4 protein-coding genes are annotated in these 3,482 nt (G+C 71.8%); 3 read left to right on the forward strand and 1 reads right to left on the reverse strand.

Translation table 11 applies throughout. The features are described from left to right. Nucleotides 1-681: phosphoglycolate phosphatase (gph, locus tag VJS38_RS05310; protein ID WP_324087112.1), on the reverse strand; the 681-nt coding region annotated here is incomplete at its 3' end. 86 nt (nt 682-767) lie between these two features. Between gph and glmU the strand changes: the two genes are divergently transcribed. The 3 genes from glmU to VJS38_RS05325 all read left to right on the forward strand — a co-directional run. Further along, nucleotides 768-2,153, forward strand: coding sequence for a bifunctional UDP-N-acetylglucosamine diphosphorylase/glucosamine-1-phosphate N-acetyltransferase GlmU (glmU, locus tag VJS38_RS05315; protein ID WP_324087113.1), 1,386 nt, complete (start codon nt 768-770; stop codon nt 2,151-2,153). A gap of 11 nt (nt 2,154-2,164) precedes the next feature. Then, nucleotides 2,165-2,851, forward strand: a complete 687-nt coding sequence (gene rpiA, locus VJS38_RS05320; RefSeq protein ID WP_324087114.1) for a ribose-5-phosphate isomerase RpiA — start codon at nt 2,165-2,167, stop codon at nt 2,849-2,851. 12 nt (nt 2,852-2,863) lie between these two features. Continuing rightward, on the forward strand, nt 2,864-3,482 hold a 619-nt coding region (locus VJS38_RS05325; RefSeq protein ID WP_324087115.1), incomplete at its 3' end, for an FAD-dependent oxidoreductase.

Raw genomic sequence — 3,482 nt, forward strand, 5'->3', positions numbered from 1 at the left:
GAGACGCTGGCAAGCGCCGGGCAGGTCGTCGAAGTGGTCGATAAGGATGTCGGGCGCCAGCTCGGCGGCCGGGATCTCGGTGTAGCCGAAGCTGACCAGCACCAGGGGCGCGCCGGCGGCGCGTGCGGCGCCGGCGTCCGTGCCGGCGTCGCCGACCAGGACGGCGCGCTCCATTACCCCGCCGGCGGCGGCGACGGCCGTCGTCAGGTGCCGCGGGTCGGGTTTGCAGGCGGGCGTGGCGTCGGCGCCCACCACGGCGTCGAATCGGCGCGTCAGGTCGAGTGCGTTCAAGAGCGCGAGCGACAGGTCGGTGCGCTTGTTGGTGCAGACGGCGAGCCGCGCGCCGCAGGCCTTGAGCCGGTCAAGCGCGGCCTCGACGCCGGGAAAGGGCAGGCTTTCGTCGGCGATATGGTCGAGGTAGCGGGCGATGAAGCGGTCGAACAGCTCGGGCGCGCGGGCCTCTTCCAGGGGCGCGCCGGCGGCCTGGAAGCCGCGCTCGATCAGCCATTTCGCGCCGCGGCCGATGAAGGGGCGGGCCTCGGTCAGCGCCAGGGGCGGCAGACCCTCGGCGTCCAGCAGCACGTTGAGCGCGGCGATCAGGTCGGGAGCGGTGTCGACCAGGGTGCCGTCGAGGTCGAAGGCGATGGTGGCGCCGTCGAGGGAGTTTCGTGCTTTCGCCATGTCCTGGCGCTAGCCGCAGCCGTTGTCCGGCGCAAGCGCTTCTCGCGCCAGCCGCGAAGGCTTGGTAAGGCTCGCGCACCCGCCGCATGACTCGCCTCGGAGGCCAAGAGCCCATGACCGCCCGCGCCGCCGTGATCCTCGCCGCCGGCCAGGGAACGCGGATGAAGTCCGCGACGCCCAAGGTGCTGCACAAGGTCGGCGGGCGCACCCTGCTCGACCGGGTCGTCGACACCGTCGAACAGGTCGGCTGCGAACGCGTCGTGGTGGTGGTGGGAACTCATAGCCCGGCGGTCCGCGAGCTGGTCGAGAAGCGGCTGGGCGCCGGCGCGGTCGCCGTACAGGATCCGCCGCTCGGCACCGGCCACGCGGTGATGGCCGCGGCGCCGGCGCTGGAGGGGTTCGAGGGCGACGTGCTGGTGACCAACGCCGACTGCCCGCTGCTGCAGCCGGCCGACCTGGAGCCGCTGTTCGCCATGCGCGCCGAGGGCGTCGACCTGGCGCTCCTAGGGTTCGAACCCGCGGACGCGCTGCTCTACGGCCGGCTGATCCGCGGGGCCGGCGGCGGGGTGCTGAAGATCGCCGAGCCGAAGGACGCCACGCCGGAGGAGCTGGCGGCCAGGTCCTGCTACGCCGGCATGCTGGCGGCGGAAAAGGGCGCGCTGATGGGCTGGCTTGGGCGCACCAGCAACGACAACGCCAAGGGCGAATACTACCTGACCGAGATCGTCTCGCTGGCGGTCGGCGACGGCCGTTCGGTCCGCGCGCACATCGCCTCCGAGAGCGCGGTGATGGGCTGCGACACCCCGATGCAGCTGGCGGCGGCGGAAGCCGTCTTCCAGCAGCGGGCGCGGGCCCGGGCCCTCGCCGACGGCGCGGCCCTGCAGGCGCCGGAGACGGTGCACTTCTCCCACGACACCCGCATCGGTCCGGGCGCTACGGTCGAGCCCTACGTGGTCTTCGCGCCGGGGGTCACGGTGGAGAGCGGGGCGGTGATTCGCGCCTTCAGCCACCTGGAGGGGGCGGTCGTGCGCGCCGGCGCCATCGTCGGGCCCTATGCGCGCCTGCGGCCCGGGGCGGACATCGGCGCCGAGGCCCATGTCGGCAACTTCGTCGAGGTCAAGAACGTCACCCTGGGCAAGGGCGCGAAGGCCAACCATCTGAGCTACCTGGGCGACGGCAGCGTCGGGGCCGGCGCCAACATCGGCGCCGGCACCATATTCTGCAATTACGACGGGTTCGGGAAGTATGAGACCCACATCGGCGAGGGCGCCTTCATCGGCTCGGACACCGCCCTGGTCGCGCCGGTGACGGTGGGGGCGGGGGCTTTCACCGGAACCGGTTCGGTGATCGTCGAGGACGTGCCGGCCGACGCGCTGGCGGTGGCGCGGGGCCAACAGGTGACCAAGCCAGGCTGGGCGGAACGTTTCCGGCAGCGCAAGCGCGCCGAGAAGGCGGCCAGGTCGAAGGCGTGAAGGGGCAAGCTATGAGCGATGCGGACAGCCAGAAGCGCGCGGCGGGCGAGGCCGCGGCCGCACTCGTCGAAAGCGGCATGGTGGTGGGGCTGGGCACCGGCTCGACCGCGGCCTGGTTCGTCAAGGCGCTGGGGGCGCGCCAGCTCGACGTGACCTGCGTCTGCACCTCCGAGGCCACCGCCGAACTCGCCCGCAGCCTGGGCATGAAGCTCGCCGAGCTGGGCGAGAGCGCCGAGATCGACCTGACGGTGGACGGCGCCGACGAGATCGGCCCTGGTCTTTCGCTGATCAAGGGCGGCGGCGCGGCCCTGCTGCGCGAGAAGCTGGTCTGGGAGGCGTCCAAGCGCTGCGTGGTGATCGCCGACGCCGCCAAGCGCGTCCCCGTGCTCGGCGGGTTCCCGCTGCCGATCGAGGTGGTGGCGTTCGGCCACAAGACCACGGCGCTGCGGATCTGCGATGCGCTGGCGGAGTGCGACATCGGCGTGGCGCCGCGCTTGCGGTTGAAGGACGGCCAGCCTGTGCGCACCGACGGCGGCAACCTTATCTATGACGCCGCCTGCGGGCGGATCGCGGAGCCGGCCATGCTGGCCGTGGCGCTGAAGAGCGTCACCGGCGTCGTCGACCACGGCCTGTTCCTCGACCTGGCCGACCAGGCGCTCGTCGGCGCGCCCGAAGGCGTGCTGACCCTCGAACCGTAAAGGAGCGCCAGCTTGGCCAAGTACGACTACGACCTCTTCGTCATCGGCGCCGGCTCCGGCGGCGTGCGCGCCGCGCGGCTGGCGGCGATGACCGGCGCGAAGGTGATGGTCGCCGAGGAGCATCGCGTCGGCGGCACCTGCGTGATCCGCGGCTGCGTGCCGAAGAAGTTCATGGTCTACGCCTCGGAGTTCGCCCACCACTTCGAGATGGCCGCGGACTACGGATGGACCGTCGGCGAGACGAGCTTCGATTGGCCGAAATTCGTCGCCGAGAAGGACAAGGAGATCGCCCGGCTTTCCGGCATCTACGTCCGCAACCTACAGAACGCCGGGGCGGAGATGGTGCACGCACGAGCCCGCCTGCTGGACGCCCATACCGTGGAGATGGAGGGCCGCGGGACGGCGACCGCGGACAAGATCCTGATCGCCACCGGCGCGCAGCCGTGGATGCCGCGCGATCTGCCGGGCGTCGAGCACGCCATCACCTCGAACGAGGCCTTCGGCCTGCCGCAGCTGCCCAAGCGGATCGTCATCGCCGGCGGCGGCTATATCGCGCTGGAGTTCGCCGGGATCTTCAACGGCCTGGGCGTCGAGAACACCCTGGTGCATCGCGGGCCCAACGTGCTGCGCG

Origin of the sequence: Phenylobacterium sp., assembly GCF_035276905.1 — a bacterium.
Lineage (GTDB): Bacteria > Pseudomonadota > Alphaproteobacteria > Caulobacterales > Caulobacteraceae > Phenylobacterium.